Origin of the sequence: Streptomyces sp. NBC_01520, assembly GCF_045040375.1 — a bacterium.
Classification (GTDB): Bacteria; Actinomycetota; Actinomycetes; order Streptomycetales; family Streptomycetaceae; genus Streptomyces.
Window position 1 is genome coordinate 5,101,772 of sequence record NZ_CP109404.1, and the last position, 22,270, is coordinate 5,124,041.

Here is a 22,270-nt window from a genome sequence, read left to right on the forward strand (position 1 = left end):
CCGCATCCCGCCGGTGCGGCCGGGAGCCGGGCGTGCGCGCCCCCTTGTCCGACGGCCCGCTTTGCGCTTCGTTGATCGGCATGGTGGAGACAAGCGGAACCACAGAGTCAGGGTCCGGGACAGGACGGACAGGAACCGGGGAGACGGGCTCCGGGCCGCGCAAGTCCAGTTGGAGGTACATCGGACCCGGCATCGTCGTCGCCGCGACCGGCGTCGGTGCCGGGGACCTGGTCGCGACACTCATCGCGGGAAGCAAGTTCGGCTACACCCTCATGTGGGCCGCCGTCATCGGCTGCCTCGTCAAGATCTCCCTCGCCGAGGCGGTCGGCCGCTGGCACCTCGCCACGGGCCGCACCCTCTTCGACGGCTGGCGCAGCATCGGCGGATGGACCACCGGCTACTTCGCGGTCTACGTCGTCATCTGGGGCTTCGTGTACGGCGCGACGGCCATGTCCTCCAGCGCCCTGCCCATCGTGGCGCTCTTCCCCGACGGCCCGGGGCTGAAGACCTGGGCGATCATCACCGGTCTCGTCGGCCTCGTCTTCGTCTGGTTCAACCAGTACGCCGTCTTCGAGAAGGTCATGACGGTCCTGATCGGCGTGATGTTCGTCGTCGTGGTCTACGTCGCGATCCGCGTCGTGCCGGACGTCGGCGCCTCCTTCGCGGGACTCCTGCCGGTGCTCCCGGACGGCTCACTGATCTACACGCTCGGCCTGATCGGCGGGGTCGGCGGAACCATCACCATGGCGGCGTACGGGTACTGGGTCAACGCCAAGGGGTGGAGCGACTCCTCCTGGATGAAGGTGATGCGCCTCGACAACCGGGCCGCCTACATCACCACGGGTGTCTTCGTCGTCGCCATGCTGATCGTCGGCGCCGAACTGCTGCACTCCTCGCAGATCGCCCTGACGAAGGGCGACCGGGGACTGATCGATCTCGGCCAGGTCCTGGAGGACCGCTTCGGGGCGGGCACCGCGAAGCTGTTCCTGGTCGGCTTCTTCGCCACCTCGTTCTCGTCGCTCATCGGCGTGTGGCACGGCGTGAGCCTGATGTTCGCCGACTTCGTCGAGCGGACCCGGGCGGGCCGCCGCGGCGAGGACACCGGGAAGGCCGGGGGTGCGGAGGTCGGCCGGCAGCAGAGGTCCGTTCCCTTCCGCGCCTATCTGCTCTGGCTGACCTTCCCGCCGATGACCCTGCTCTGGCTGGACGAGCCCTTCGGCCTGGTCATCGGATACGGGGTGCTCGGCGCGTTCTTCATGCCGTTCCTCGCCGTGACCCTGCTCTGGCTGCTCAACTCCTCCCGCACCCCCAGGGAATGGCGCAACGGCTGGCTCAGCAACGGCATGCTGGCCGCCGCCGGGCTGCTGTTCGTCGTGCTGTGCGTCCAGCAGGTGCGTGAACTGCCCTGGTGACGAAGGCCGCCGGCGGGGCGCGGGACGCCCCGCCGGTAACCGGCCCGGATCCGACCTGACCGCGACCCGTGCGACGTGTCCAATGGGAGAGGACGAACGGCTTGTGGCACGGGGAGTGCCGGTGACATGGTTGGCGGCACGGCGTACCCCCCGCACCCGCCGGAAGCCGTATCCGTGAACAGGGGGCGCCAGTGGATCCGTACGCAGTACTCGCCGCGGCGGCCGGCCGCTGGGGGATGATCGCCGGCCGGCTCGGCCCCGGGTCGCTGGAGCGGCTGGCCGTACTGCTCGGCGAGGTCCGCGACGGACCCCGGGGCGAACGGCCCGAGGAGCACCGCCGCCACGGGGCCGCGTACGCCGCCGCGGAACTGCTCGCGCGCGGCCTGCCCGACGAGTTCGGCGACGACCCGCAGGGCCGCTTCACCCTGACGGCGCCACCCCCGGGAGCCGGTGCGCAGCACGCCACCCACCAGGGCTTCAGCACCGAGGACCTGGCGGTGCTGCTGCTGGACGGACACCGCATGGTCGGCCCGCTGCTCGGCCCCGTACGCAGGCGGCTGCTGGCCGCCCCGGCCCTGGACCCCGGCACCCTGCGGCGGGCGGGCACCGACCCGGACACGGCCGGGCTGATCCGGCTGGCCGGGAGGGGTGGCGCCGTACAGCTGCCGGACTTCCAGTTCACCGCGGCCGCCCGGCCCCGGCCCGTCGTGACGGCCGTCAACGCGGTGCTGGCCGCCGACCGTGACCCGTGGGGCGCCGCGGACTGGTGGCTCTCCCGGAACGCCTGGCTCGGCGTCAGCCCCGCGACGCTCGTCGGGACCCCGGACGAGGCCCGGCTGCCCGACACCGCCGGATTACTGACGGAGCAGGAGTAGCCGTGCCGAACTACCGCCCGCCCACCGGCATGCAGGGGGCACCCACCAAGGCCGAACTCCCGGCCGGCACCCCGCTGTACCGGGTGCACGCCACCCACCGCGCACCCGTGGCCTTCAACCCGCACCCGGCACACTGCCTGTACGGGGGCGGCCGGTTCGACGCCACCCCGTGCGACGGGTACGACTACCTCTACGCGGGCCTGGGTGCGGCGGCAGCCGTCTGCGAGACACTGCTGCGCGGGCTTCCCTTCGACCCGTCGGGCGGCCCACGGCTCCTCCCGCGCATCGCGGTCGAGGGCCGGTCACTCTCCACCCTGCGGCTGAGGTCCGACGTCACCCTCGTCTCCCTGATGACGGCCCAGGACCTCGCCGCCGTCCACCAGGACACCTGGCTGGTCCACACGGAGGCGCAGGAATACGCCTACACCCGCGACTGGGCGCACTGGATACGCCGGCACACCGATCCATGGGCCCAGGGAATGGTCTGGTCCTCGAAACGCGAGCCGGGCGACCGCACCGTCGTCCTCTTCGGCGACCGGTGCCCGCCCGACGTGCTCGGACCGGCGGCCGACAGCACCCTGGACCTCGGCACGCCCGACGGCGCGGAATGGCTCGACGGGGTGCTGCAGCCCTACCGCGTCCAGCTGTCCCCACCCGACGGACCCCGCTGAGCACAGGAGGCGCCGCATGCACGAGGACACCACGACGGCCGCCGAGACCGCCTACCGCAACTTCTGCGAGACCGGCGAGCACCAGGAACTCCAGCTGGCCGTGGACGGGTTCGAGGAGATGTTCGCCGACCCGGGCACGGGCGGCGAATGGGCCGTACGGCACGTCATGTTCGCGCACCTGCGCTGCGTCCAGTACGACGCGGCGCCCTCCGACCGGCTGCTGCGCCACGCGCGCCACCTGCTGGAGGAGGGCCTGCGAGGGCTGGCGGCGGCCGACGACGACGGTGAGATGGACGACACCCGCATGGTCGCCCACGTGCTGTCGGCCGATCTCGCGAAGCTCTCCTACCTGGCGAGCGAGGGCGGCAGCGCGGCCGACCGGCTGCCGCTGCTGGACGAGGCCCTGCGGCTGCACACCGGGGCGGCGGCCCTGGCGACGGACCTGGCCGCCCACCCGGACGGTGATCCGGGCACCCTGTCCGGACTCCACGAGGCCCAGGGCTATCTGCACTTCCAGCGCAGCCTGCTGACCGGCGACGCCGAGTCGGCGCGGCTGGCCGCCACCCACTACCGGGCGGTCCTGGACATGGCCCTGCCCGCCGGCGATCTCCCCTACACCCGGCACTCGATGGGCCTCGCGCTGCTCGTGCAGGCCCACGGATCCGGGGACCGCGCACTGTGGGAGGAGGCCGGTGAGGCCTTCGAGGGCGCCCTCGCCGAGACCAGGGCATCCGGTCACGGGGAACAGCCCTGGTCGAGGGACGCGGAGATCCGGCTGGCCTACGTCCACGCCGCCGTCTGGTCGACCTGGATGGACCACACCCGTGGCGAGGCCGCCGCGCGGGCCGTCGACCGGCTGCTGGCCGCGCCCGGTGCGGAGGACCTGCTCGACCCCGTCTTCCTGAACGCGTTCGCCCGCGTCGTCTTCGAATGGTCGGGCCGCCGCTCCGACGGTGCGGGCCAGGACCGGGCCATCGCCATGCTGCGCCGGGCCGTGCGCCTGTGGGAACCGGAGCGTGACGGCCCGGTCGTCAACTCGCTGGTGCTGATGGCCGCGTACCAGCAGAGCCGCTACTACGCGGACCAGGACCCCGAGCGGGCCAGGGAGGTCGGCCGGCTCGCCGGACTGGCCCTGGCGGAGAAGCCCGGGACGGCCGAACTGGCCGACGGGGCGCTGCTGATGCAGGGATGGGCCAGGACCGTCCTGGAGGAGCGGGGGCTGCTGGAGCCGGACGACTCCTCCCTCCCGCCGGTGGACACCGAGGCCGCCGGCGCGATGTGGACCGCCCTGGTGGAGAACATCGAGAACGGCCGGTTCCACCCGGACGCGGGAGGCGCGGACCCCGACCTGCCCGGCACCATCTCCGGCGCCACCGCGAGGAGCCGCCGGGACGTCGACTTCGGTCTGTTGTACGCGCGGTGGACCAGGATGGAGGAGGGCAGCCGGGCGCGCGCGGAGTACGCGGCGGACCTGCTGGCCGCGGCGCTGGTCGTCGACCCCGGGTCGGACACCGGCACCGACGAGCAGCGGGACGCCCTGATGGAGGCGATGCTGCGGACGGATCAGGACGATCCGGCCTGGCAGCGGCGCGCGAACGCGCTGGTGGGCTGGGCGCTTCTGCGCTACGAGGTCCGCGGCAGGGGACCCGGCATGGACCGGGTGATGGCCCACCTGGACCTGTCCGTGTCCGACGACGCGAACGAGGGCAACGCCCACGGCTACGGCCTGGACCTGGCCGCCCTGGCCGCCCGGATGTACCGCGCGCAGACGGAGGGCGGATCCGACGAGCTCGACGCCATGCGCGTCATTCACGACAGGCTGCGCGACGACGCGTCCGTACCCGCCTACATGCTCCTGATGGTCGAGGCACAACAGCTGTACATGGAGGCGCGGGCCGCCACTCAGCGCCAGGACCTCGCGGTGCTGGACCGGTGCGTGTACCGGGTGGCGGCCATCCACACGGAGCTGGGACCGGACGACCCGGCGAGGGCCGAGGTGTGGACGGGACTGGCCACGATGCACATGGGGCGGGAGGGGCTGGCCCGGCGTCTCGGGATACCGCCGCTCGTGCTGTCCGGCGCCCCGACCGCCGCCGAACTGCGCCGCGCCGCCCTGCCGTTCGACCCCGGACACCGGGCCTGGGTCCTGGGCAGCAACGGCACGGCCCGGATCGGAGCCGCCTGCCTGGCCGAGGACACCGCCGCGGTGGCCGACGCCATGGAACTGATCGAGGAGGCCGCCGAGCTGTGCGGACCCGGCGGCGAGGACCACCTCAGGTACACCGGGATGCTGGGCGCCGGCCACTGGGCCCTGGCGTGCGCACTCACCGCCCCCGGCCCGCGCGAGGAGCACCTGACGCAGGCGATCCCCCTGCTGGAACAGACCGTACGAGCCTGCGGGGGCCCCGAACACCACCTGTACGCGGCGGCCGCGCAGGCCCTCGCCCGCGCCTACCGCGAGCGGGCTGTCCGCCGGCCCCGGAAGGCCGCCGACGAGCTGCGGACGTCCCTGCTCCTCGGCCTGGACGGACTGCGCGGATACGCGTGGTCCGCACTCCTCCAGTCGGGTACGGAACATGCGGCGCTCGCCGTGGGCCAGGCGACCGAGGAGGCGCTCGAAGTCGCCGCCTGGGCACTGCGGGACGGCGATCCCGCCTCCGCCGTCCAGGCACTGGAGGCCTGCCGCGGGCTCACCCTGCACGCAGCCGTCACCTCCGGCACCGTTCCGCAGCGGCTGGCCCGCGCCGGGCTCGGAGCCCTCGCCGACGAATGGCGGGCCGCCCGCGCCGACCCGGAACCGGCCGGACTGTTCAGCGGGGGCGGCGGAGAAGGCGGCGTCCCCAGTGCGCTGCGCCGCCGCGTACTCACCGCGCTACGCGCGCGGACGGACACACCCCAGGACCAGCTCCTCGACCCACCGGACACCGCCACCGTCGCCGGAGCGCTGCGCGCCCTCGGCCGGGACGCGCTGGTCTACCTCGTGCCGCGGTCCGAGGAGGGCGGCGGCGCGGCCGTCGTCGTCACCGCCACGGGCGAGGTGCGCGCCCTGCCGCTCCCGGCCCTCAGCGAGCAGGCGGGCCCGCTGAAGGACTACGACCCGGCCCCCGGCGCCGGCCGGGACCTGGGCCCGGCCCCGCAGACCGGGGCCCCGGCGGCCGGACCCGGCCTGCGCGCCGCGCTGGACCGGTTGTGCGGCTGGGCGTGGACCGCGGCCGTGAGCCCGCTGCTGGAGGAGTTCGCCCCGTCCGGCCGCTCGCGCCGCGTCCCCCGGCTCGTCCTCGTACCGATGGGCCGCCTCGGGCTCGTCCCCTGGCACGCCGCCTACCGGGAGGGTGCCCGGGGCCGCCGGTACGCGCTGCAGGACGTCGACTTCTCGTACACCGCCTCCGCACGGCTGCTCTGCGAGGTCGCCGCCCGGCCCGCCGCCCCGCGGACCGCCGGTGCCCTCGTCGTCGGTGACCCCACGGGCGACCTGCGGTACGCGGGGGAGGAGGCGGACGTCGTGCAGCGGACGTACTACCCGCACGGGCGGTTCCTGGGGCGGCGGGCGAGCGGTGCGGCGGACGGCGCCGGCACGCCGGCCGAGGTGCTGGCCTGGCTCCGGGGGAGCGGCAGCGCCGACGGCGTGCTGCACCTGGCCTGCCACGCCTCGGTCGCGGAGCGGACCCGGCACACGGCAGGGCTGGCCCTGCACGGCGGCGGACTGTACGCGGAGCAGCTGTCCGAGGCCCTGGGCGAGGCGGAGCACAGCGGCCCGGCCCTCGTGGTCCTGGCCGCCTGCCGCAGCCATGTGTCGGGGCACGGGCACAACGAGGCGTTCACCCTGGCCACGGCGTTCCTGGTGGCGGGTGCCCGCTCCGTGTTCGGCTCGCTGTGGCCGGTGCCGGACGGGGCGACGTCCGTGCTGATGCTCCTGGCGCACCACTACCTGCGCCACGAACAGGAGTCCCCCGCAGGGGCGTTGCGGCGGGCGCAGCTGTGGATGCTGGGACGGGGCCAGGACCTGCCCGAGGGATTTCCCCCCGGCCAGGCAGCGCTGGCCGCACGGGTGGATCCGGCCGACCTGAGCGCGTGGGCGGGATTCCTCCACCTGGGCAGGTAGCGGCCGGTCAGGCCTTCGGTACGACGGTGCGCAGCGGGATCGTACGCGTCGTCCACCGGCCGTACGCCCGTTCGGCGGGCCTGCCGAGATCCCTGGTGGACGTCCACTGCACAGGGGGCGAGAAGCGCAGGACACCGTCGTCGGGCGCGGAGCCCGCCCGCGCCCCGGACGGGGCCGGGTGCCACTCCGGGAGGTGGAACGGCACGGTGCTGAGCTCGCGTTCGGCGACGACGAGCTTCAGCCAGTCCCTCGCCTGCGCACCCGGCACCGGCGGGCGGTCCCGGGGCAGGGAGAACGGCACGGGCTGCCCGTCCAGCGCGTGCCCGGTGCGGCCGGGGGCGATGAAGTGCCCCGGGAACAGCGCCGAGTTGCTCGCGTAACCGTCGGTCAGGTCCAGCAGTACGCACCACAGCGACCGGTCCGCCGAACGGTTGTGCAGCCGCACGGAGAGGAGCGGCGGGCGAGGGCCGTCCGTACCCGGGCCGTAGGCGCACACGATCTCGCCGCTTCCGTCCGGAGTGAGCGGCGTCCCGTCCCAGGCGCCCCACGGGGCGATCTCGACCCGCACCAGCCCGTCGAGCGGCGACGGGCGCGGTGGCAGGTCCCGCAGCCGGTGCCAGCGCGTCAGATGGGTCAGGCAGTCGGCGATCCGCCGCGCGTCCTGGGGCACCGCCAGCCGCAGCGGGGCGACGAACGGGCTGCCGTCACGGCGCAGGACGTGGGCCGCGCCGCCGCGCACCTCCACACGGAAGTGCAGATCACCGGCCTGCCGGGCGTCGGACACCCGCCGCAGGAGCGGGGAGGGGCCGCCGTTCGGCCCGGCCGTGGCGAGCGCCTGGGCGATGGCCTCCACAAGTCCGGACTCCGAACCGGCGGGCAGGAGGGCGAACGTGGCTGCGGTCAGGCTCAGCGCGCCGAGTGCCACGGGGTAGACCCGGGCCGGTGCGGGAGCCCAGTCCAGGGGTTCGACGAGCGAGCGGTCCGGCAGCACCGTACGGACAGCGACGTTCCGGTCGGCCTCCTCCTCGCCCACCACGGTGAACTCCGTGGCCGGGAAGCTCAGGGGCCGGTCGCCCTCGGGCAGCCCGTGGCCCGCCCCGCAGTCCACCTCCCAGCCCTCCGCCCCATGACGCAGCAGATGTTCACCGGCCGGGAGCCGGCCGGTGTCGCCCGACAGGAAGGGCGAGTCGGCCGTACCGCCTGGCGCGGCGGGGAAGAGGACCGGCTGCTGACGGGCCCCCGAACACCGCACCAGGGCCTCGGCGGCGGCGAGCACCTCCCGGTAGGTGATGCCCGGCCCTGCCGCCCGCACCGCGTCGAGCACCGCCCGGGTGAACACCCCCTGCCGGCGGCCCTCGAAGTGCGTCTCGTACGCCCGCTGGTCCAGCCGGCACGCGGCCAGCAGCAGGACGCTCCCGGTGGCCGGGGTCCCGGCGGCCTCCACCGGTGCGGCGTCACGGGGCGAGGCGGGTGGCGGCGGCCGGTCGTCGGGCGTGGGCGCGAACCTCTCCGTGAACACCGGATCGCGTGTCGCCCCACCGGAGAAGCAGCAGTCGAGGACGGCCACCACCCGCGCACCACGGGCCGCCACCTCGTCCAGCAGGACCCGCAGCCGCTTGTCGGGCAGCGGACCGTCCGCGCAGAGCAGGGCCTGATTGCGGCCCGTCGCCTCGATCAGCAGATCGGCGCCGTGCGCCCGCGTCTCGGTGCCGTGCCCGGAGAACCAGAGCAGGGCGGTGTCACCGGGACCCGCCGCGCCCAGCCGGTGCCGGATGCCGTCCTCGACCGCCGCGGCGGTCGCCGCCCGGTCCAGCAGCACCTGGACGGCGGGCGGGGTCCCCCCGGCGGTGTACCCCGCCAGCAGGGCGCCTACGTCACCGATGTCGTTGACGCAGCCGCTCAGCGGGGGAGCCACGCCGGGCAGGTAGTCGTTGATCCCCACCAGCAGTGCACGGATCGATGTCATGCCGGGATTCTTCCAGCCCGTCGTCCCTCCGCGGGCGCTGGTCCGGGCGCCGGCAGGGCCTGTTCCGGGCGTTGTCGGGGCGCCCGCCCCCTGTGCCTGCCGCGATCCGTTCCGCGAGACGTTCCACGGTGCGCGGACGCCCGCAGCGCCGCCGGGGGAGCGGCGGCGCTGCGGGGCTTCGGGCCGGGGCTACGGTTACGGCAGCCCGTGGACGTGCGGTCCGACCGCGTTCGACCAGGCGTTGCCGGCCGTGGCGTCCCAGTTCGTCGACCAGGTCATCGCACCGCGCAGGTCCGGGTAGGTCCTGGAGGGCTTGAACGAGCCGCAGTTGGTGCCCTTGGCCAGGCAGTCCAGCGCCGCGTTCACGACGGACGGGGCGACGTAGCCGCTGCCCGCGCCGCGGGTGGAGGCGGGGACACCGAGTCCGACCTGGGACGGGGCGAGGCCGCCCTCCAGCTGGATGCAGGCGAGCGCGGTGAGGAAGTCCACCGAGCCCTGCGAGTAGACCTTGCCGTCGCAGCCCAGCATCGAGCCGCTGTTGTAGTACTGCATGTTGACGACGGTCAGGATGTCCTTGATGTTGAGCGCCGTCTTGAAGTACTCGCCCGACGTCGACTGCATGTCGATGGTCTGCGGCGCCATCGTGATGACGAGGCCGGAGCCGGCCTTCGACGACAGGGAGCGCAGCGCCTTCGTCATGTACGTGGAGTTGAGGCCGTTCTCGAGGTCGATGTCCACCCCGTTGAAGCCGTACTCCTGGATGAGCGCGTACACCGAGTCGGCGAACGCGGTGGCGGAGGCGTCGCTGTTGACCGCGACCGTCCCCTTCTCACCGCCGATGGAGATGATGACGTTCTTCCCCGCGCTCTGCTTGGCCTTGATGTCGGCCTTGAACTGGGCCACGGTGTAGCCGTTCAAACCCGCCGAGTCCAGGTTGAAGGTGACGGCACCGGGCGTGGCCGTGGCGTCCGCGAAGGAGACGGCGATGATGTCGTAGTTCGCGGGTACGTCGCTGAGCTTCTGGACGGCCGCGCCGTTGTTGAAGTTCTGCCAGTAACCGGTCACCGCGTGCTTGGGCACGGAGGTCACCGGGCCGGGGCCGGGGTCGTCGGCCTTGGCCGTACGGCCGCTGACCGCAGCCGACTTGACCGACTCACCGGCCGCGTTGGTGGCGCTCACGGAGAACTGGTACGCGGTGTCCGCAGCCAGCCCGGTGACCGTGGCGGAGGTGCCGGTGGAGGTGGTCGCCTTCGTGTCGCCCCGGTAGACGGTGTAACCGGTGGCGCCGGAGACCGCGTTCCAGGACAGGGCTACGGAGGAGGACGTCGTCGTGCCGACGGTCAGACCGGCGGGGGTGGCGGGGACCGTCGGTTCGGGGTCCGTGCCGCCGCCGCCGTCGGGGCCGGTCACCTGGACGTCGTCCGCGAAGTAGGGCGCCTGGCCGTACCAGCCGTGGGTGTAGACGGTCACGGAGGTGGTGGAGGGGCCCGTGGTGAAGCTGGTCTTCAGCTGCGTCCAGCTGCCCGAGCCGGGCGTCCAGGTGGAGACGTCCGTCGTGCCCGTGCCGCTCGCTCCGAGGTAGGCGTAACCGCCCTGCACCCAGGAGCTGAGCGAGTAGGTGGAGCCGGGCTTCACGGCCACGGTCTGCGTGCACCTGGCGTTGTCCTGGCCGGCCGGGGTGGCCTTGAGCGCGGAGGTGCCGCCGTGTACGGGGGAGGAGACGTTGGCACCGCTGCCGCCGGAACAGGTCCAGTTGGCGAGGCCGGACTCGAAACCGGCGTTCTTGGCGACGTTGACATCGGCCGCCGACGCGTTGCTGACGAGTCCGGTGGCGGTCAGGGCCCCGGCGGCGAGCACGGCGACGGCTCCGCCGAGGAGGAACCGGGGACGACGTCTTCTGTGTCTGCTGGCTGCGGAGCGTTCCACTTGCTGCCTCCGGTGGGGGAGTTGGGGGTGCTGGCGGGGAACGGTGGCCACCGTTGGCCGATAAACTGGTCCAGACCAATCAAGTTGTCAAGACCTCTGGCGGAACGGATGCGCGCGGATTGACCGGTCAGGGGGTCGACCGGAGGTGGCGAAGCCGCTTCGGGATGTTCGGATGCACTCGCGCGGGTGAGACGGCCGAGGCGGTTCGGACCGTTACGGAGTGGATTTCCGCAAGCCGCACGGAAGGCGGCCGAGATACCTTCTGACGTGCGCAAACGAATTTTCCCGGGTCTAAACCTCGGCGTGGCCGGTGACCCTGAGGAGTGGTACAGAAGTTGAACAGTCTTGTATGCGTCCCCTTTCGCAGAGGATGATGCGAACGTGTGTGTCAACTGTTGCTGTACTGCTCCCCACTATCTGTTCTCTACCTGCTAAGAAGTGGCTAAAGTGCGGGGAAAGCAGCACGGGGCAGGAGCGATTGCGGCCGGAGTCACGACGACGACGGCCGGAGCCGAACGGGGAAGAGCGTGCCGACCGCAATAGCAGTGACCAGCGCTGATCTTGTGCTACCGCCGACCGATCAGCAGACACCGACCGCTGCCTTGTTGCAGGCTCCCGAAGCCCAGACCCTGGACCTCGCGATCGGCGACATGCACCTCCTCCTGGAGCAGCACGGCTATGTGATCGCGGTCTATCCGACGGGGATCAGCCCTGCCCACGAGCGGCGGCTGCACGCCGTCCGATCGGTGCTGGAGAGCGACCGCATCGCCCTCCTCAAGGTGGATCTGCCGCCGCTGGGCGTGGCCGTGCTGGTCAGGCAGCTGCGCCAGTTGTCCATCTGCGACTTCAGCCCCGGAGTGGTGGCGTCGGCCGCCCGGCTGCTCGCCCACTACATCCACGCGGGCGCCCTGCTGAACTCGGTGGCCAGGCTCGACCGGGTACCCGTCAGCCTCAAGACGCACGCCAAGTCCTGGGTGCCCGGCTCGCAGTTCGCCGTACTCGCGGGGCCCGACCCGCAGCTCGTCAAGGCCGGGCCCGCCACCGACCTGCCGGGGCCGGAGTTCGAAACGCATCTGCTGGTCGCGAAGGGACAGTTGACCTCCGACTGGGTGCGGCAAACCCTGGCCCCCGCGTGGAAGGTCCAGGCCATTAAGGAATGCCCCCTGCCTTCCGGATCCCCGCGCTGGTGGGGAACCGGAAAGATGGTGGAATTCGTCTCCTACCTTCCGGACATCTCGGTTATCTACCAACTGGTGTCCTCCGTAAGGCGGGAGAGCTGCCACTGGTGCGGAATGGAGCTCATCGGGGACCGCTGCGGCTTCTGCTCCTCACCGCTCCACTTCGCCGAGAACCGAACGCACCTCGCAGGTGTCCTGAACCAGGGAACGCCCGCACCACCGGGCACCCGGTAGCCACACGTCCCCCCACGGACCCCGCGCATCTCTCTCTGTCCGCTGCCCCACGCATCCGAATCGAACGAGGTTGTCCGGCCAATGAACTCCCGCCAGCGCCGCGGCGTGATACTCCTGCTTCTGTCGGTCCTGTGTGCCTTCGGTGCCTTCGCCGGTGTGCTCTCGGTGATCAGTGACGTCAACTCGAAGGTCGGGCCGGAGGTCACGGCGTACCAGGTCAAGTCAGACGTGGCGCCCTACACCGCGCTGTCCGGTGGACAGTTCGAAAAGGTCAAGATGCCCAAACGCTGGCTCTCGTCCAACGCCGTGACCGACGTGTCCGAGGTCAACGGCAAGATCGCGGTCACGGAACTGCGCAAGGGCTCGCTGCTGCAGTCCGACATGATGGAGAAGCGCCCCGCGCTGCGGCCCGGGGAGCAGGAGATCGCCATCATGATCGACGCCGCGACGGGCGTCGCGGGCAAGATCACCTCAGGTGCGACGGTCAACATCTACGCCACCTTCGCCGGTGAGCGCGACGGCGACCCCTCCCAGTCGAAGGTCATCGTCTCCAACGCCAAGGTGCTGGACGTCGGCAAGCTCACCGCGCTGGAGCCGGGCCGCGACGCCAAATCCAACCTGGGCACCGAGGCCGTCCCGATCACCTTCGCGCTCAACACGCTCGACACCCAGCGCATCGCCTACGCCGAGTCCTTCGCGGAGCACGTACGCCTCGCGCTCGTCGCCCCCGGCAGCGACGGCACGATCCGTCCGGGTGACCGGACCTACACGCTCGACAAGGACAAGTGAGGAGCGGATGACCACCAGGATCCTCCCGGCCGTAGGTGACGCAGACGCGGCCAGATCCGTCACCACCCTGCTCAGCCAGCTCCCCGACGCGGAGCCGGCGGCTCCGGCCGGTGACTCGACGCAGCTCATCGACATGCTCGCCCGTCTCGCGGGCGAGTCCCTCGACGAACTTCCCGAGGTCGTACTCGTCCATGAGCGGATCGGCCCGGTGCCGGCACTGGAACTGATCCGCGAGGTCTCCCTGCGCTTCCCCGCCATCGGGGTCGTGCTCATCACCGCCGACGTCACACCGGGCCTGTTCGCGTCCGCGATGGAGTCGGGCGCCCGAGGCGTCGTCACCCTTCCCCTGAGCTACGAGGAACTGGTCAACCGGGTCCAGTCCGCCGCCCAGTGGTCCGTCGGCGTCCGCCGTCACCTGAGCTCCGGAGCCGACGTCTTCACCGGGCCCGGCGGTACGGTCGTCACGGTCAGCGGCGCGAAGGGCGGGGTCGGCACCACCGTCACCGCCGTACAACTCGCCCTGGCGGCCCAGGCGTCCGGACGCACCGTCGCCCTGGTCGACATGGACCTCCAGGCCGGTGACATCGGCTCGTACCTCGATGTGCAGTTCCGGCGTTCCATCGTCGACCTGTCGACCATCACCGACATCACACCGCGCGTCCTGTCCGACGTCGTGTACAGCCATGACTCCGGCCTCGCGGTCGTGCTGGCACCGGGCGACGGTGAGCGCGGTGAGGATGTCAGCGACCGGTCCGCCCGCCAGATCGTCAGCGCGCTGCGCTCGCGCTACGAGATCGTCGTCATCGACTGCGGCAGCCAGCTCCACGGCGCGGGTGCCGCGGCCATCGAGATGGCCGACACGGCGCTGCTGGTCACCACCCCCGACGTGATCGCGGTGCGCGGCGCCAAGCGCCTCGTACGCATGTGGGACCGGCTCCAGATCCGCAAGCCGGAGGAGACGGTCACCGTGGTCAACCGGTTCGTCCGCAGCACCGAGATCCAGCCGCAGCTGATCGAGAAGATCACCGGGACCCGGACGGCGGACACGGCCGTTCCCGCGAACTTCAAGGAGCTCCAGAGCGTCGTCGACGCGGGCCGGCTGCACGAACTGGACCCCAAGAGCACCGTCAAACAGGCCCTCTGGGCCCTTGCGGGTGAGCTCGGCATCGTGAAGGTTCCGGACAAGGCCGAGAAGAACGGCGCGAAGAGCACCGCGAAGAACGGCGGAAAGTTCAAGAACGACCGAGGCTCGATCGGACGCCCGCGCCTGGGCGGACGCGACGGCGACGGCCGGAACCGGGCGACGACCAAGGGGGCAGGTTGACCAATGGCAGTTACCGAGACGACAGACGTGGAGATACGAGGAAGGCGGCGCGGTGAGCCTTCCGCGGGCAGGGGCCCGACGCATGACCGGAAGCGGGGCCGGATGTACGGCCGGCTGCTCGGCCGCAGGCGCGACCGCGGCCAGACCGCGATCGAGTTCCTGGGCGTCACACCGCTGATCATCCTGCTGATGATCGCGCTCTGGCAGTGCGCGCTGATCGGCTACACGTTCTCCCTGGCGGGGAACGCGGCGGACAAGGCGGCGCACCAGGGGGCCATAACGGAGGGCCTGCGGGTGCAGGAATGCCGGGCCGCGGCCAAGGAACACCTGCCGAAGGCCTGGCGGGACTCGATGAAGCAGACGAAGTGCCGTTCCAGGTCGGGCATGTACTCGGCCGAGGTCCAGCTGCAGGTGCCGGTCCTGGTGCCCGGGGTACTCAACTGGCCGTTCCGTGTCGAAGGCAACGCCGCGTTCCCGGTGGAGGGCTGAGCGATGAGCAAGCGCACGCACACACCCGGCCCGACGGCCGGTACGAGCACCACCCCGCGCCGTGACCGCGGCCAGGTCGCCATCGAGTACCTGGGCTTCATCCCCCTGCTCCTCCTGGTCGGCCTCCTCGCGATCCAGGCGGGCCTCGCCGCGTACGCCGCCAACCAGGCGGGGACCGGCGCCCGCGCCGCGGCGCGCTCGGGAAGCATGTCGATGGGCGGCTGCGACAGGCAGGCGGGCAAGGCCGCGATGAGCGGCTGGACGGCCGAACGGGCGCACATCATCCCTGGCGGGTCCTCCACCGACGAGGTCACCTGCACCGCCCGCGTCAAGGTGCCCGACATCCTCCCGGGCGTCAATCTCTGGGGTACGGCCGAACGCAGTTCCACGATGCCCCGCACCTGACCCACGGCGCTCGCGCCGCTGCCTCACCAACGGCTCAACCAGCAAGTCGGAACGAGGAGTTACGCAATGAGTCTGCGGGCACGCATGACCGCCCCCGAGAAGAACGGCGGGGGGCGGGAGGACAGCCACATGGTGGCGTCCTACCGCGCCAAGCTGCTCGAAGAGATCGACCTGGCCGAGATGTCCTCGCTCGCCGCCGCAGACCGGCGGGCCAGGCTGGAACGCGTACTCAGCCACATCATCAGCCGTGAGGGACCGGTCCTCTCGACCGTCGAACGCACCCAGCTGATCCGCCGCGTCGTCGACGAGGCCCTCGGACTCGGCATCCTGGAACCGCTCCTCGAAGACGCGTCCATCACCGAGATCATGGTGAACGGCCCCGACCAGATCTTCGTCGAGCGCAGCGGCAAGGTCGAGAAGCTCCCGATGCGCTTCGGCTCGCACGAGCAGCTGATGCAGACCATCGAGCGCATCGTGTCGACCGTCAACCGCCGCGTCGACGAGTCGAACCCCATGGTCGACGCGCGTCTACCCAGTGGTGAACGTGTCAACGTGATCATCCCACCGCTGTCGCTGACCGGCGCGACGCTCACCATCCGACGATTCCCCAGAGCGTTCACGCTCCAGGAGATGATCAACGTCGGCTCGCTCGACGAGCAGATGCTGGTCCTGCTCTCCGGACTCGTCCAGGCCAAGCTCAACGTGATCGTCTCCGGCGCCACCGGTACCGGGAAGACGACGCTCCTCAACGCGCTCTCCGGCCTGATCCCGGACAGCGAGCGCATCGTCACCATCGAGGACTCCGCCGAACTCCAGCTCCAGCAGAGCCATGTGATCCGGCTGGAGTCCCGTCCGGCGAACGTCGAGGGCAAGGGCCAGATCACCATCCGCGACCTGGTCCGCAACTCCCTGCGTATGCGCCCCGACCGGATCGTCGTCGGTGAGGTCCGTGGCGGCGAGTCGCTCGACATGCTCCAGGCGATGTCGACCGGTCACGACGGTTCGCTCGCCACCGTCCACGCCAACAACGCCGAGGACGCGCTCATGCGTCTGCAGACCCTGGCCTCGATGTCCGAGATCAAGATCCCGTTCGAGGCCCTGCACGACCAGATCAACAGCGCCGTCGACGTCATCGTCCAGCTCACCCGGCACGCCGACGGTTCCCGCAAGGTCACCGAGATCGCCGTACTCGACTCGCACGGCCGCGACCCGTACCGCATCGTGACCGTCGCCCGGTTCGACGCCCAGCCGATGGACGCCGACGGCCGGATCAACGGCGATTTCAGGTACCTCCCGATCCCGCGCAAGATCGCCGACCGCCTCTACATGGCGAGCCAGCCCATCCCGCAGGCCTTCGGCGTCGCCGCATCCGCCGAAGAGCTCGCCACCCGAGAGGCCAACTAGGACCGCGCCATGACGAATCTCCCTCTTCTCACGATCGGCGTCACCCTGCTCTGCTGCGTCACCGGCGTGGCAGGCCTGCACGCCTACTCCGGCGGGAAGGCCGACCGGGACGCCCTGGTGGACCGGCTCTCGTACACCGGCCACGTCCCGGAGACCGGGCGCCGCCGCCGCTTCCGCGGACTCGACAGCAGGCTGCGCAGGACCGGCCTGGGCCGGAAACTCGACCTGAAGCTCGCCGCGACCGGCCTCGACGTCACACCCGGCGAGTTCTTCGTCTACTCGTTCTTCGCCATGGCCGGACTGTGGATGATCGCCTCGTCCATGCTCGCCAGCTTCTTCGGGCCGGTCGCCGCACTCATCGGCCTCTGGGGCACCAACGCGTTCCTGAACTGGCAGCGGACCAAACGCACCGAACGCTTCATCAACCAGCTCCCCGAACTCTCCCGCATCCTCGCCAACGCCACCCAGGCCGGCCTCGCCCTGCGTACGTCCATCAGCATGGCGGCCGACGAGATGGAGGACCCGGCGGGCCAGGAACTGGCCCGGGTCTCCCGGCGCCTGGCCGTCGGTGAACCCCTCGAGGACGCGATGAGCGAGCTGACCGACCGGCTGCCCTCCCGCGAACTCGTCGTCCTCGTCACCACCCTCATCCTGTCCAACCGGGCCGGCGGTACGGTCGTCAGCTCGCTGCGCAACCTCACGGAGACACTGGAGGAGCGCAAGGAGACCCGGCGCGAGGTCAAGACCCAGCTCTCCCAGGTCACCGTGACCGCCTACGCCGTCCCGATGTTCGGCCTGGGAGCCATGCTCCTGATGAACACGGTCATGCCCGGCGCACTCGACCGCATGACCGGAGCCTTCATCGGCCAGGTCGCCGTGGTCATCTCCATCGCCCTGTACGCCGTCGGATTCATCGTGATCCGCCGCATGTCCCGGATCGACGTCTGATGGGCGGCGCGCACATGGACCTGCTGCTCGCCGGCGTCATGGCCCTGGCCGTGTACGGAGCCATCGCAGGCATCCGCATGTACCGGCGTGACGCGAAGCTCCCCAGCGACCTCGCGATCGCCCTGGAAGTCGGCTCCACCCGCACCGGCGCGGTCGGCTCCGGCATCGACCGGCTCGGCATGCGCTGGGCCCCCATGGTCCTGCGGATGATGGGACCCAAGGCCGTCAACAAGAAGCGCCGCCAGATCGACATGGCGGGCAACCCGGGCGGTCTGACCATCGACCGCTACGCCGCCCGCCGCGCGGTCTACGGCGGCCTCGGCGCGCTCGGCGCCTTCACGATGCTCATGCGCGGCCAGATCTTCCTCGCACTGCTGCTGATCGCCTTCGGCATCTTCTGGGTCGAGGTCGGCATCTGGTCCGCAGTACGGGTGCGCCGCGACCACATCGACCGGACGCTCCCCGACTTCCTCGACGTCCTCGCCGTCGTCGTCTCGGCGGGCCTCGGCTTCCGTCAGGCACTGGGCCGCGTCGCCGAGAAGTACGAGGGCCCCTGGGCCGACGAACTCCGCATCACCCTGCGCCAGATGGACATGGGCGTCAGCCGTCGCCAGGCCTTCGACGAGTTGCGCAGGCGCAACGACTCGGAGCAGGTGGCGATGTTCGTGACCACGCTCCAGCAGGGCGAGGAGCTCGGTGCGCCGATCGTCGAGACGCTCATCCAGATCGCCAACGACATGCGGCGCACCGACGCCCAGAACGCCCGCAGGAAGGCCGCCAGGGCCGTGCCCAAGGCGACCTTCGCGGTCACGACGTTCCTGCTCCCCGGAACGCTGGTGCTGCTGACGGTCGGCTTCGTCTACGGAGCCGACATCGACTTCGGCTTCCTCACGGGCGGATGACGTGAACGGGGCGGACGGTGGGCATGACAGGCGGAGGGGGGTGACAGGCACATGTCGTTCCAGCTCGGTGGTATCCAGACGGGACTGAACGCCGAGGTGCGGCGGGCGATCGCGGACCCGGTCGCACGCCCGGCGTTCGCGATCCAGCTGAACGCGCTCCAGGCGATGTGCCGCCAGGTCTTCGGATTCCGGCTGGCGATGATCGCCATGGCCACACCGTTCGCCATCGGCCACACCGCCTCCGGCCCGGCCTCCTGGCTGATCGGCTCGGCCATCCTCGTCACGTTCATGGGCAGTTACGTCCTGTTCCGCGACTGGGAACGCTTCGGCCCCGTCCTCCTGCGCCAGCCCTGGCTGCTCGGCATAGACGTCTTCTTCGGCGCCCTGCTGCTGATCACCGCCAGCCCCGAGTCCACTCTCGCGTACGTCACCGTCTGCACCCCGCTGCTCGCCGGACTCGTCTACGGCTGGCGTGGTGCGGCGGTCTTCACCGCACTTCAGATCGTGGTCGTCCTCGGCGTGTACGGCACCGACCCGAAGCTGCAACCCGCCGACGCCACCACGTACCTCCTCCCCGGCTTCTGCGTCATCGCCGGCGCCGTCGGTGTCACCCTGCGCAATCTGCTCCTCCGCTTCGGGACGGCCAGCCAGGCCCTCACCGAGACCAGGGCCCGCCTCGCCGTCAACGAGGCCGTGGAGGGCGAACGCACCCGGCTCGCCCGGGAAATGCACGACTCCGTCGCCAAGACCCTGCACGGCCTGGCCCTGGCGGCCGAGGGCCTGGCCGACTCCTCCGACCGCATGGACCCGCTCACCGTCAGACATCAGGCCGAACTGGTCGCCCGCGCCGCTCGCCGCGCGGCGGCCGAATCCCGGGAGCTCCTCTCCGACCTGCGCCGCGAGTCCGGACTCGACGGCGGCGTGGACGTCGTCGGCGAACTCCGCGCCCGTGTCGACGACTTCACCCGGCGGCACGCACTGACCGGGACCTTCCGGCTCCTCAACGACGTGCCGGTCCCGCACGTCCCCCAGGTCGTCGCGCGCCAGCTGCTCACCGTCGCCTCCGAGGCGATGGAGAACGCCCACCGCCACGCCCACCCCACCTACCTCGTCGTACTCGTCGGTGTGAAGGGCGATGTCCTGCGCGTCAGCGTCTACGACGACGGGCAGGGCCTGCCGCCGGGCACCACGCTCGACGACCTCCGGCAGGCCGGACACTTCGGCCTCGTCGGCATGGTCGAACGCGCCGCGTCCATCGGTGCCCGCATCCGGATCGGCAAGGGTCAGGCGGCCAGGGGAACCGAAGTCCGCCTGGAACTCCCGCTCGCCGCTCTCACCACCGCTCCGCAAGAGCGGCGACCCGACTGAACCGCACCACGTCCCACTCACCCTCACCCCCCATACAACCCTGAGAGGAGGTCGCAGATGCCGGACGACGTCTCCCGCGCGTCGAGCCAGAACTGGGCAGCACGGAACAACGCCTCCCAGCACACGTCCTCGCACGTCACCCCGCTCGATCCGGGGCCTGGTCCGCACGGGTTCCCTGTCCCCGTCCCCCAGCACTCCGCGGCATCCGAGTCCCTGCCCCCCCTGCCCGCGCCCCCGCCCGTCCCCGGTGCCCTGCGGGTCGTCGTCGCCGACGACAACCCGGTGGTCCGGGCCGGCCTGGGCGTCCTGCTCTCCGGCCGCGACGACATCGACGTCGTGGCCCAGGCCGCGGACGGCCGCGAGGCCTACGACATGGCCGTCCTGCACCAGCCGGACGTCGTCCTGCTCGACGTCCGCATGCCCGGCGTCGACGGCATCTCCGCCCTCCCGCACCTCGTCCAGGTCGCACCGGTCATGATGCTGACCTACAGCCGCGAGAGCGAGATCGTCCACGAGGTGCTGCGCCTGGGCGCCAGCGGCTACCTGGTCCACGGCGAGTTCACCGCCGACGAGCTCGTCCAGGCCGTACGCGACACGAAGAACGGCCGGGCGCACTTCACCGCCACAGCGGCGAACGTGCTTCTGGCCCACATGCGCCAGGGCCCCGGCCCACAGGGAAGGGCGCTCCCGGAGGGCCTCGGTGCGGCCCTGACCACGGGCGTTCCCTACCGGGGGCCCGGCTACGACGGCCACGGTCCGACTTCCGTCCAGCAACACGGTGCTCCTGCACACGCGCCCAAGCCCGAACCGGCTCCACCTGCGATGCGACCGGTACACACCGCGCAGGGTCTTTCGCATCTGCAACCAGTTGTGGCACAGTCTTCCATGACCGGGGGGTCCGACGTGGCTCTCAACAGGCAGCGGCACGAGCTTAGTTCACGGGAGGCGGAGGTCATGGAGCTGATCGCGTCCGGCATGAGCAATCAGCAGATCGCCGCCACCTGCTTCATCAGCGAGAAGACGGTCAAGAACCACATCAACCGCATCTTCACCAAGCTCCACAGCGCCACGCGCAGCGAGGCCATCGCCCGCTGGCTCGGCACGGCTCCCACGGGGCCGGGGGCGCAGGGGGCGGGTGGTCGTCGTGGCTGAACGTCGCAGCGTGGCGGTAGGCGTGGTGGGTGTGGCGCGTGTGGCCCCCCATATGCCCGTGCATATGCCCGCTCCGGAGGCCCAACAGCCCCTTTGGGCCCGGGAATGGGCCCTGGGACCCTCCGGTGAGCCGGGTCCGCCGCCGTATGTTTCTCACGTCGTCGGCGGTTCCGGCCAGGAGGATGCCGGAGCTGCGGGCGACACCCAAGAAGCGTGCGAGTCGGCCGACCATCGGTCGGCCGAACCCGGAGGGGAACACCATGTCGAACATCACCCTGAAGACCGCCGTCCGCGTCAACGGCTGGGCCAACACCGCGGTCAGCTCGATCCAGAAGCGCTACGAGGCCAAGGACCGTGGCCAGACGGCGTTCGAGTACCTGGGCATCATCCTGGTGGTCGTGGCGATCATCGGCGCGATCATGGCGACGGGTATCGGTGGCGCGATTTCGGGTCGGATCTCGGGTCTGGTGAACTCCATCACAGCCAAGTAATGGGGCGTCGCACCCGTACCGATGCAGGGCAGGCCTTCCCCATCTACGTAGTGATGGTGGCGGGCCTGCTCTTCCTCGTGTTCGCGTTCTTTGCTGTCGGCAAGGCCTCGGCCTTGCGTAATGGAGCCCAGGGTGCGGCGGACTCCGCCGCACTGGCTGCTGCTCAACAGAACCGTAAGGACTTCGGGACAGGCTTCCTCGCTTCGCTGCCCGGGAACATGCTGGAGCAATTCCTTCAGGCTCACCCGGTGTACGGGTGCCCTGCGGCTCATTCGTTTGCCGCAGCGAACCAGTCGGATGTCAACAGCTGTCGGCCGATGCTCGGTGGCTATCGGGACGAGATCACGGTCGAGGTCCAGGGCCGCAAGACGGTGGACTCGCCGGTGATTCCCGGTACGAAGACGCAGGTCGCGAAGGCCACGGCCACTGCCATTGTCGAGTTCCGTTGCCCCGGGTGGAAGGCGCTGGACTTCAACGATGACGGAGTCCAGGACCTGTACATCTTCCCGTGCGGGGACGCCGGGGTGGTAGAGATCGCGCCGGCCAGTCCCCCGCCCTGGGCCACGGTGAGCAAGCTTCTCTACGACGTGCATCTGGTCGACAACTGACAGCGAACGACGAGTAAAGGAATCAG

General features: G+C 71.1%; 18 protein-coding genes. 16 read left to right on the forward strand and 2 right to left on the reverse strand.

All coding sequences use genetic code 11. The features are described 5' to 3' along the window. The first annotated feature begins 80 nt into the window (after positions 1–80). The 4 genes from OG524_RS23375 (at position 81) to OG524_RS23390 (ending at position 7,060) form a co-directional block, all read left to right on the forward strand. Entirely contained in the window at positions 81–1,412 is a 1,332-nt protein-coding gene (locus tag OG524_RS23375; RefSeq protein ID WP_405388890.1) for an Nramp family divalent metal transporter, read from the forward strand. 191 nt (positions 1,413–1,603) lie between these two features. After that, the gene (locus tag OG524_RS23380; protein ID WP_405811616.1) at positions 1,604–2,287 is read left to right on the forward strand and encodes a hypothetical protein; all 684 of its coding nucleotides are present in this window, start codon (positions 1,604–1,606) and stop codon (positions 2,285–2,287) included. A gap of 2 nt (positions 2,288–2,289) precedes the next feature. After that, positions 2,290–2,958, forward strand: coding sequence for an RES domain-containing protein (locus OG524_RS23385; RefSeq protein ID WP_405388888.1), 669 nt, complete (start codon positions 2,290–2,292; stop codon positions 2,956–2,958). Positions 2,959–2,974: 16 nt separating this feature from the next. Beyond that, positions 2,975–7,060 (forward strand): CHAT domain-containing protein, encoded by a 4,086-nt coding sequence (locus OG524_RS23390; protein ID WP_405811617.1) that lies wholly within the window; start codon positions 2,975–2,977, stop codon positions 7,058–7,060. A gap of 7 nt (positions 7,061–7,067) precedes the next feature. Here OG524_RS23390 and OG524_RS23395 read toward each other — a convergent pair whose 3' ends face one another. Together OG524_RS23395 and OG524_RS23400 are read right to left on the reverse strand one after the other, a co-directional pair. After that, positions 7,068–9,026: a caspase domain-containing protein gene (locus OG524_RS23395; protein WP_405811618.1), complete on the reverse strand. Its 1,959-nt coding sequence runs from the start codon at positions 9,024–9,026 to the stop codon at positions 7,068–7,070. A 195-nt stretch (positions 9,027–9,221) separates the two neighbouring features. Further along, positions 9,222–10,952, reverse strand: a complete 1,731-nt coding sequence (locus tag OG524_RS23400) for a chitinase (RefSeq protein WP_405388885.1) — start codon at positions 10,950–10,952, stop codon at positions 9,222–9,224. Between the two features lie 563 nt (positions 10,953–11,515). Here OG524_RS23400 and OG524_RS23405 point away from each other — a divergent pair. The 12 genes from OG524_RS23405 (at position 11,516) to OG524_RS23460 (ending at position 22,244) form a co-directional block, all read left to right on the forward strand. Then, entirely contained in the window at positions 11,516–12,364 is an 849-nt protein-coding gene (locus tag OG524_RS23405) for a hypothetical protein (protein ID WP_405393118.1), read from the forward strand. An 81-nt stretch (positions 12,365–12,445) separates the two neighbouring features. Continuing rightward, a complete protein-coding gene (cpaB, locus tag OG524_RS23410) occupies positions 12,446–13,153 on the forward strand; it encodes a Flp pilus assembly protein CpaB (protein WP_405388884.1) in 708 nt (235 codons plus the stop codon). Positions 13,154–13,160: 7 nt separating this feature from the next. Continuing rightward, positions 13,161–14,477 (forward strand): CpaE family protein, encoded by a 1,317-nt coding sequence (locus OG524_RS23415; protein ID WP_405388883.1) that lies wholly within the window; start codon positions 13,161–13,163, stop codon positions 14,475–14,477. A 102-nt stretch (positions 14,478–14,579) separates the two neighbouring features. Further along, a complete protein-coding gene (locus OG524_RS23420; RefSeq protein WP_405811619.1) occupies positions 14,580–14,966 on the forward strand; it encodes a TadE family protein in 387 nt (128 codons plus the stop codon). A gap of 3 nt (positions 14,967–14,969) precedes the next feature. Next, positions 14,970–15,371 (forward strand): TadE/TadG family type IV pilus assembly protein, encoded by a 402-nt coding sequence (locus OG524_RS23425; protein ID WP_405388881.1) that lies wholly within the window; start codon positions 14,970–14,972, stop codon positions 15,369–15,371. 66 nt (positions 15,372–15,437) lie between these two features. Further along, positions 15,438–16,775, forward strand: a complete 1,338-nt coding sequence (locus OG524_RS23430) for a CpaF family protein (RefSeq protein WP_405388880.1) — start codon at positions 15,438–15,440, stop codon at positions 16,773–16,775. 9 nt (positions 16,776–16,784) lie between these two features. Next, positions 16,785–17,723, forward strand: coding sequence for a type II secretion system F family protein (locus OG524_RS23435; protein WP_405388879.1), 939 nt, complete (start codon positions 16,785–16,787; stop codon positions 17,721–17,723). A gap of 14 nt (positions 17,724–17,737) precedes the next feature. Continuing rightward, positions 17,738–18,625: a DUF5936 domain-containing protein gene (locus OG524_RS23440; protein WP_405393117.1), complete on the forward strand. Its 888-nt coding sequence runs from the start codon at positions 17,738–17,740 to the stop codon at positions 18,623–18,625. Between the two features lie 51 nt (positions 18,626–18,676). Then, entirely contained in the window at positions 18,677–19,993 is a 1,317-nt protein-coding gene (locus OG524_RS23445) for a sensor histidine kinase (RefSeq protein WP_405811620.1), read from the forward strand. A gap of 57 nt (positions 19,994–20,050) precedes the next feature. Then, positions 20,051–21,145: a response regulator gene (locus tag OG524_RS23450; RefSeq protein ID WP_405388877.1), complete on the forward strand. Its 1,095-nt coding sequence runs from the start codon at positions 20,051–20,053 to the stop codon at positions 21,143–21,145. A 260-nt stretch (positions 21,146–21,405) separates the two neighbouring features. Next, on the forward strand, positions 21,406–21,636 hold the full coding sequence (locus OG524_RS23455) for a hypothetical protein (RefSeq protein WP_384500586.1): 231 nt from the start codon (positions 21,406–21,408) through the stop codon (positions 21,634–21,636). Continuing rightward, positions 21,636–22,244, forward strand: a complete 609-nt coding sequence (locus OG524_RS23460) for a pilus assembly protein TadG-related protein (RefSeq protein WP_405811621.1) — start codon at positions 21,636–21,638, stop codon at positions 22,242–22,244. Before OG524_RS23455 ends, OG524_RS23460 begins: the two co-directional genes overlap by 1 nt. Positions 22,245–22,270 lie beyond the last annotated feature (26 nt).

Bases quoted from the DNA above. Each gene is read 5' to 3' on its own strand.
- OG524_RS23375 (WP_405388890.1), top strand. From the start codon at position 81: ATGGTGGAGACAAGCGGAACCACAGAGTCAGGGTCCGGGACAGGACGG.
- OG524_RS23390 (WP_405811617.1), top strand. From the start codon at position 2,975: ATGCACGAGGACACCACGACGGCCGCCGAGACCGCCTACCGCAACTTC.
- OG524_RS23395 (WP_405811618.1), bottom strand. From the start codon at position 9,026: ATGACATCGATCCGTGCACTGCTGGTGGGGATCAACGACTACCTGCCC.
- cpaB (WP_405388884.1), top strand. From the start codon at position 12,446: ATGAACTCCCGCCAGCGCCGCGGCGTGATACTCCTGCTTCTGTCGGTC.
- OG524_RS23415 (WP_405388883.1), top strand. From the start codon at position 13,161: ATGACCACCAGGATCCTCCCGGCCGTAGGTGACGCAGACGCGGCCAGA.
- OG524_RS23420 (WP_405811619.1), top strand. From the start codon at position 14,580: ATGTACGGCCGGCTGCTCGGCCGCAGGCGCGACCGCGGCCAGACCGCG.
- OG524_RS23425 (WP_405388881.1), top strand. From the start codon at position 14,970: ATGAGCAAGCGCACGCACACACCCGGCCCGACGGCCGGTACGAGCACC.
- OG524_RS23430 (WP_405388880.1), top strand. From the start codon at position 15,438: ATGAGTCTGCGGGCACGCATGACCGCCCCCGAGAAGAACGGCGGGGGG.
- OG524_RS23435 (WP_405388879.1), top strand. From the start codon at position 16,785: ATGACGAATCTCCCTCTTCTCACGATCGGCGTCACCCTGCTCTGCTGC.
- OG524_RS23440 (WP_405393117.1), top strand. From the start codon at position 17,738: ATGGACCTGCTGCTCGCCGGCGTCATGGCCCTGGCCGTGTACGGAGCC.
- OG524_RS23445 (WP_405811620.1), top strand. From the start codon at position 18,677: ATGTCGTTCCAGCTCGGTGGTATCCAGACGGGACTGAACGCCGAGGTG.
- OG524_RS23450 (WP_405388877.1), top strand. From the start codon at position 20,051: ATGCCGGACGACGTCTCCCGCGCGTCGAGCCAGAACTGGGCAGCACGG.
- OG524_RS23455 (WP_384500586.1), top strand. From the start codon at position 21,406: ATGTCGAACATCACCCTGAAGACCGCCGTCCGCGTCAACGGCTGGGCC.
- OG524_RS23460 (WP_405811621.1), top strand. From the start codon at position 21,636: ATGGGGCGTCGCACCCGTACCGATGCAGGGCAGGCCTTCCCCATCTAC.